The organism is Brunnivagina elsteri CCALA 953 (genome assembly GCF_002289455.1).
In the GTDB taxonomy this organism is placed as follows: domain Bacteria; phylum Cyanobacteriota; class Cyanobacteriia; order Cyanobacteriales; family Nostocaceae; genus Brunnivagina; species Brunnivagina elsteri.
Map to the genome: position 1 here is coordinate 1 of NZ_NTFS01000351.1, position 6956 is coordinate 6956.

Annotated in this window: 5 protein-coding genes and 2 pseudogenes; 3 read left to right on the plus strand and 4 right to left on the minus strand. The window is 38.0% G+C overall.

Going from position 1 to position 6956, the window contains the following annotated elements; all coding sequences use genetic code 11:
* The 3 genes and pseudogenes from CK510_RS23420 to CK510_RS23430 form a co-directional block, all read right to left on the minus strand.
* Nucleotides 1-938: ATP-dependent metallopeptidase FtsH/Yme1/Tma family protein (locus tag CK510_RS23420; protein ID WP_143289399.1), on the minus strand; the 938-nt coding region annotated here is incomplete at its 3' end.
* Nucleotides 939-1009: 71 nt separating this feature from the next.
* Nucleotides 1010-1195 (minus strand): annotated as a pseudogene (locus CK510_RS23425) (DUF2949 domain-containing protein).
* A gap of 168 nt (nt 1196-1363) precedes the next feature.
* A pseudogene (locus tag CK510_RS23430) lies at nt 1364-1492 on the minus strand (CAB/ELIP/HLIP family chlorophyll-binding protein); the annotation flags it as partial.
* Nucleotides 1493-1666: 174 nt separating this feature from the next.
* Here CK510_RS23430 and cbiD point away from each other — a divergent pair.
* Nucleotides 1667-2749 (plus strand): cobalt-precorrin-5B (C(1))-methyltransferase CbiD, encoded by a 1083-nt coding sequence (gene cbiD / locus CK510_RS23435; protein ID WP_095723977.1) that lies wholly within the window; start codon nt 1667-1669, stop codon nt 2747-2749.
* 523 nt (nt 2750-3272) lie between these two features.
* Here the strand turns inward: cbiD and CK510_RS23440 are convergent.
* Nucleotides 3273-4016: a tetratricopeptide repeat protein gene (locus CK510_RS23440; protein WP_095723978.1), complete on the minus strand. Its 744-nt coding sequence runs from the start codon at nt 4014-4016 to the stop codon at nt 3273-3275.
* A 775-nt stretch (nt 4017-4791) separates the two neighbouring features.
* Here CK510_RS23440 and CK510_RS23445 point away from each other — a divergent pair.
* Entirely contained in the window at nt 4792-6147 is a 1356-nt protein-coding gene (locus CK510_RS23445) for a pentapeptide repeat-containing protein (RefSeq protein WP_095723979.1), read from the plus strand.
* A gap of 379 nt (nt 6148-6526) precedes the next feature.
* Nucleotides 6527-6956: VOC family protein (locus tag CK510_RS23450; protein WP_211293276.1), on the plus strand; the 430-nt coding region annotated here is incomplete at its 3' end.

Here is a 6956-nt window from a genome sequence, read left to right on the forward strand (position 1 = left end):
AAAACAATCACCGTGGCACCCCCAGCAGCGAAACCATCCATTTCGGTCAGTAATTGGTTAAGGGTTTGTTCCCGCTCATCGTTACCACCGTAGAAGCCATTGCTGCTACGAGATTTACCAATGGCATCCAATTCATCAATGAATATAATACAAGGAGCTTGTTTCTTTGCTTGGTCAAATAAATCTCTTACCCGTGAAGAACCCACACCAACAAATAACTCTACAAATTCCGAACCGGAGATGCTGAAAAATGGTACTCCTGCTTCCCCAGCTACCGCTTTCGCTAACAGGGTTTTACCTGTACCGGGAGGTCCCACTAATAATACACCTTTGGGAATTCTCGCACCAATTTCCGTAAAACGGGCGGGAGTTTTCAGGAAATCCACAACTTCAACTAACTCAGTTTTAGCTTCTTCTACCCCAGCCACGTCTGCAAAGGTGATTTTTGCAGATTCACCTTCCACATAAACTTTTGCTTTACTTTTACCAATGGATAACATACCTTGGGGACCACCGCCACCACCACGGGACATAAAAAACTGCCAAATGCCAACAAAAATTAATGGTGGAACCACCCAATTAATGACAGTCGAAAACCAAGTATTTTTGGGTGGAGGTGTTGCCGCAAATTCAACACCTTTAGATTCTAGGAGTTTTGGTAGTTCCAAATCGAATATCGGAGTTGTGACGAATACATTACCTGGTTCCCCATTCTCGGTTTTCAATTGGTAGCGAATTTGATTTTGTCCCACAGAAACCCGATCCACTTCCCCTTCTTGTACCTGGTGGATAAATAAGCTGTAGGGAACACCAGCAGGTCCAGAGGGGAATATACTAGGTAATATTAAGTTTAATAGCAGGAACAATCCAGATACTGCTAGTAAAATGTTGGCAATGATACGTCCGCGAGGTTGTTTGGGTTGTTGTTTAATTGACATTTATGTCACCAATAAAGATTGATTTCAAACATTAATCATGCAATTTATCTAAGTAAAATCAAGCAAGGAAATTATACTTTTTCTAACCAATCGAAAATCTGAAATAATTGATCTAGAGTCACCAAACCATACTACCAAAGTCTAATGGGTAGGAAATTTGGATTTTGTTCGCAATATCGCAACCCTAGAGAGATGGCTCCAGCAGAAATATTCAACTCCTCTTTTAAGAAGCTAGCTAATTGTGTAATAGCTTCCATTAAAATGTTAAATAACGTAAAAAACGAGTTCTGGTGAGGTGAAGTAAAACAACTTAATTAAAAACTGATGAGATTAAGTTAAGGATTTGAGTATTAATTTGGCTGTATAGAGACAAGATTAATCCTGCCTCTACTGTTGACTTTTTGGCTTATTTGAGAGTTTTTAGATTAAAGACCAGTCAAAAATCCCAAAGAACCATGTCCAGTTACAACCTCTGTAATAATCATAGCAACAAATCCAATCATCGCTAGACGACCATTAAGCTGTTCTGTATACAGGGTAAAGCCAAATTTAGGTTCGTTTGTGCTGTTAGCGCTTTTCATAAGTTTATCCTCGATTTAGGCAGTTGTTTTCTATCTATGTAACTAAACTTAACAAAAAAGTTAAGTTCTGTGAACCAAAGAACTAAGTCGGATTCCCGTACCTAAGTAAAAAGTACAATTGTGTCAGCGAAGGAAATTCCTTGAATAATGGCTCAAACAGGTTACACACTTCCAGTTTTTGCGATCGCAGCAGCTAAGGCAGCTTTGCTGTATTTGATGCAGGCAAAAAAAACAATGTCATCAGTTTCTTTAGACTTGCTTCCAGAAATAGTAGATATTCCGATTCAGCAAGTCGCATCTTTGGATAGATCGAGCGCTTTAGCTATTACGATTAGCGAACCTGGAGACAATTTGGATTTGACTCGGAATACTCCTATCTGGGCAATCGTAAAATTATCTGAGCGACAAGAGGAAAGTTTAATATTAGAAGGAGGTGAGGGATTAGGGAAAACCGCAACTGGAGAAGCTGCCATTTATGAATTTGCCCGTCGTTTATTTGATGTCAATTTATTACCAATAATTCCAGTAGACACAACTGTAACTGTGTCAATAATATTGCCTGAAGGTAGGCAGTTAGCGCGAAGAACATCAAATGAAGCTTTTGGAGTTTTGGAGGGATTATCTTTGTTAGGCACGAGTGGTATTTCTCAACCACTTTCAACTCTAGAAAAACTCGAAGATTTTAAGTTAGTTTTGCAGGATAAAGTCAAGGAATATCCAAACTTAGTATTTTGTATTGGTAGTAATGGTCAACAAGTTGCTCAACGATTATTAATTCCAGCAAAGGTAATTATCTCAACAGGAAATTGGATTGGGGCAATGTTGGTAGAGGCAGGTTTGTATGGTGCAGAATCTGTACTTTTAATTGGTTATCAGGGTAAGTTAATTAAATTGGCTGGGGGTATTTTTAATACTTCGAGTCACATTGCTGATGGGAAGTTAGAAATAATTAGCGCTGCCGTTGTTGAAGTCGGGGGAGATATAGAGATGGTAAAAACTATTTTAAATCAAGATACGGCAGATGCAGCATACAAATATTTAGTTGAGTTAGGATTATCTGACTCCGTATTTACATTACTTGCAGATAAAATTAGTCAAAAAGCTGAAAATTATGTGAAAAAATATGCAGATGTTTCGATGAAAGTAGGGACGATTTTATTTGACAGGAAAGGACAGATTATTAGTCAGAATTCGACAGCAAAAGAGCTTAAATCTCTACGTTTAGAATAAAATATAGTTTGAAGAAGCAGGGATGTTTCATTCTTTATAGAAAAATCTGGAAGTCTTATTTTTTCGTTTGAATTTAGGTTAGTCGTAGGGGCCGGGTCTCCCTGTCCCTCCAATACCGTGTGCTAAACTTATTTTCAGACGGAAAATGAAACAACCCTGCCCTTTGAAGAAGGGAAGAAAATAAAGAATATATACTGCAAAAGGGTAAAGTCTGGACTTCTGTCATGCTGTAGCTAGCGAATCGTAGGGCAGCATCTTTAAAATTTTTACGCAATTTAAAAGTAAAGTTGTAACCCGTTTTTAGTATAGCTTTTTGTTTAGATACAACGTAAATAAGGGAAAATAAACACAAATAAGGGCAAACGGTTGTTTGCCCCTACAATATTACTCAAAAAATCATTAATCATGGTATGGTATATTTTAATTCAGACTAAAGCTTAAAACTCTTCTATTTTTTTACAACCGCCAAGATACAGAAAGAATAAGGAAATGCTAAATTGAATTGTAGTATGATTAATTATAACTAATTCAATAGTTCTTGGAAGCGTTTGTCTTTGCGAATTTTGGTGAAATCACTATCAGATTTAGCTAACTTTCTGTACCTATTTGGGACTAAATTTATCGCTTTTTGGAGATTTTCAATGCTTGCGTCTACATTATTCTGCAATGCGTAAGTACAAGCTTTATTGTAATAAGCTAAATCTTTATTGGGATTAATAATTATCGCTTTGTCGTATGCTGCTACTGCTTCCGGAAAACGTCGCAATTTACTTAAAGCTATTCCCTTATTAATCCAAGCTTCCTCTTTATCTGGTTTAATTGTAACGGCTTTATTGTAAGCTAATACTGCTTCTTGATAGCGTTTTAATCGACTGTAAATATTGCCTTGATTATACCAAGCTTCATGAGCTTGTGGATTGGCTTTAACTGCACTTTCATAAGACGCAGAAGCATCATTAAAAGCACCTAAAGCAGTCAATGCATTTCCTCGATTAATCCAAGCTTCTGCAAAGTCTGGTTTTGTCGCTAGCACTTTGTCGTATATTACAATTGCATCGCGGTACTTATGTAAGTTCAATAATTTATTTCCTTCACGAAACAAACTATCAACTTTTTGAGTTGCTTGGACTTCGTTTAGTAATTGGGCAACATTCGATTCCTGTACAACCTGCTGTGTATAGTCGGATGGTGGATTTGCCGTATCACCACAGCCAAACATCAACAATGTCATAAAACCAGAGGCAACAAAGCTTCTCCAGGAGGTCATGTTGTACCTACATAATTCGTAAATATCATCGTAAAGCTTTTAATTTATCAAAAAAAGTGTGAACTAATACTAAATACACTATTCTTTACTGATTCTTTTTATTAGCTATCTAAGATTCATTGAATAACTATTTATTTGCTTGATTTTAACCTCCTATATGCTTTGATTACTTTATCAGCACTAATATTCGGCACTATTATCTCTTTCCAGAAACCTTAATTTTTAAGGCAAGACATCAAGCTCAATATTTAGCAATGTAAACTTTGAGAGATATTTTACAAAAAAAATATATCCAAACCTTTATTAAATAAAAGCTGTAATCTGTGAAAGCTTAATTAAAGCCAACAAAGAAATTAGTTTTGGTGTGGCTTTGGCATTTATTCGTATTTATTTACAGTTAAACAATATTACCATTTATTGTTCTCTGAAATATGATTATTTTATCAAAAAACAAAAACCAGATTAGGGTATCCCTGTTTAAGTCTTTCCTTGCAGAGCAACTCAGTTCCCGACTCTATCACAGTCGGCTCGAACCATACCGTCCGAAAATCATCCGTAGACATCTCCAGAAAATATGTAGAGACGTAGCACTGGGCGTTCGCTTATTTTAAAACTCTAAGTTCAATTAAAGCCTTGGTTCAACATTTAGCAGTATCGGTTTCCGTTCTACCTAAAATAGTCGCAAAAAAGCACCTGTAGACTTGCCGAACTCCGCCCGGTAACAGTTACGATAAGACAACTGTTGAATTGAGTCAGGTGGGCGAAAATATAAAGCATGACGATTGAATCTAATTCCAACCCATCCCAGTTACCACCAGACGAGGTAAGTCTTGAGCATAACTTGCTACCTGATGACTTTGATGGGGTAGGGGAAGACTCTTTTACACCCGATGGTTTGGCAGCAAAACAGGCTTTAGCTGCCATTAGTTCGTTGCAATCCCCCAAAAATACCAATGCCTTAAAACAAGCACGTTCCAGCTTGAAATCACGTCTACCTAGTACGGCTGTAGCGAAACCAAGAGCATTATTAATCACCACTATTGCGATCGCACTGATTTTTACTGGTATCGCGACAAATATCTGGATTATCGGTGCTTTCGGTACTGTGGCGACTTTAATTTTATCCCTAGCGATGCTTTCCCCTTGGCTACAAGAAGTGTTCAAGGAATGGATGTCCCCCAAAGAGCGTACCGTAATTCTCGGTATTTTTGGACTCATCGCCGCACTGGTTGGCATCATCCGTTTCACAGGCATTGCTGATGATATTCTGCGCTGGGGAAGACGGATCAACTGGGAAGCTTCGGGAACCCTTGCAGAATGGTTTGGTGCATTAGGACAAATCCTCATCGCTATCATCGCCGTTTATGTGGCTTGGCGACAATATGTCATCTCCAAAGACTTAACTATCCAACAAAACCTCCTCACCGTTCAACAAAATATCATTACCCAACAACAAACAATCGATTCCTACTTCCAAGGTGTTTCCGATTTAGTATTAGATGAAGAAGGTTTATTAGAAGATTGGCCTCAAGAACGTGCTATTGCTGAAGGACGTACAGCCGCAATTCTCAGTAGTGTTGATGGTAGTGGGAAAGCTAAAATTTTGCGTTTTCTATCACGCTCAAAATTATTAACCCCCTTAAAGCGCGATCGCCATCTTGGACGTGCCATTCTTGATGGTATTGGTGGATATGCGGAAGACCGATTAGATGGGTTACGGGTAATCGATTTGGGTGTGATGCTGGCAGGTTCTGACCTCGCAAATACCGATTTACGCTGGACTGACCTCTCCGAAGCCAATTTAGTCCGTGCCAATCTCAATAGTTGCGATTTAGTTAAGGCAAATCTTTCTCGCACAATTTTATACGAAGCTGACCTCAGTAATTCTGATTTAAATTCAATCCGCTTTTTCTACGGTTCGGCAGAAACCGCATCACCCCGCAGTCGTACCGAACGACCCAATTACCAAACTGGGGAAAATACAGGTACTGTTGTGGAAAGTGCTGATTTTAGTGGTGTTCAGCGCATGTCGGAACCATTACGCTACTATTGCTGTGCTTGGTGTGGGGAAAAAAGTCGCGGCACTATTCCCGGTGGTTGTGAAGGTATTCCCAATAAGTTAGGACGATAAATTTTAGATTTTTTAAAGTCATTCCCAAATTATGGTAATAACCCAATTATAGGTTTCTCGGTTGCATCCAATATGCTTCCCAACCCCTAACAGAGAAGGGGAGCAAAATAAGTGTATTTTATTCGAGAACGGGTATATAAGTTTATCGTAGAGACGTTCCGGTGGAACGTCTTCTTTTTTCCAGTAAAAAATATTTAAAATTTTTATATTATATGTGAGTAGATAATATGTAAAGAAATATAAATTGAAAATAAAGCCTGAATAATGAGCAAAAAGTTACAAACACAACAAATGTTATTGCTTAAGAATGAGCCGAAAACTTGCAAAAACAGTCAAAATCTAGAAGCAGATACGGTGCGAGGCTGGATTTTCATAAATTATGAAAATTGAACATATCCACTTTTATGTGGAAGATGCTAAAATTTGGCGTGATTGGTTTGTAGACATTCTGGGTTTCGAGATAGTAGAAAATTATCTGCTTCCGCTCAACCCACTTAATAAAGGGAGGAAACAGGAATTTCACACCAATACGGAAGTTGTTAAAAGCGATTCGATTTGTTTTGTGATATCTTCCCCCATATTACCCACAAGTCCAGTTGCTGGATTTTTACAACATCATCCCCCAGGTGTGGCTGATGTGGTATTTCTGGTTGAAGATATTGAAGAAGTAATTACACGGGTTCAAAGCTACGGTACGGAAATCTTACAACCCATCTACGAATATCAACAAAATGGGATTAACTGTAAATCTTGCAAAATTAAAGCTTGGGGTTCTCTAAGTCATACTTTAATTCAAATGGAGGAAATAG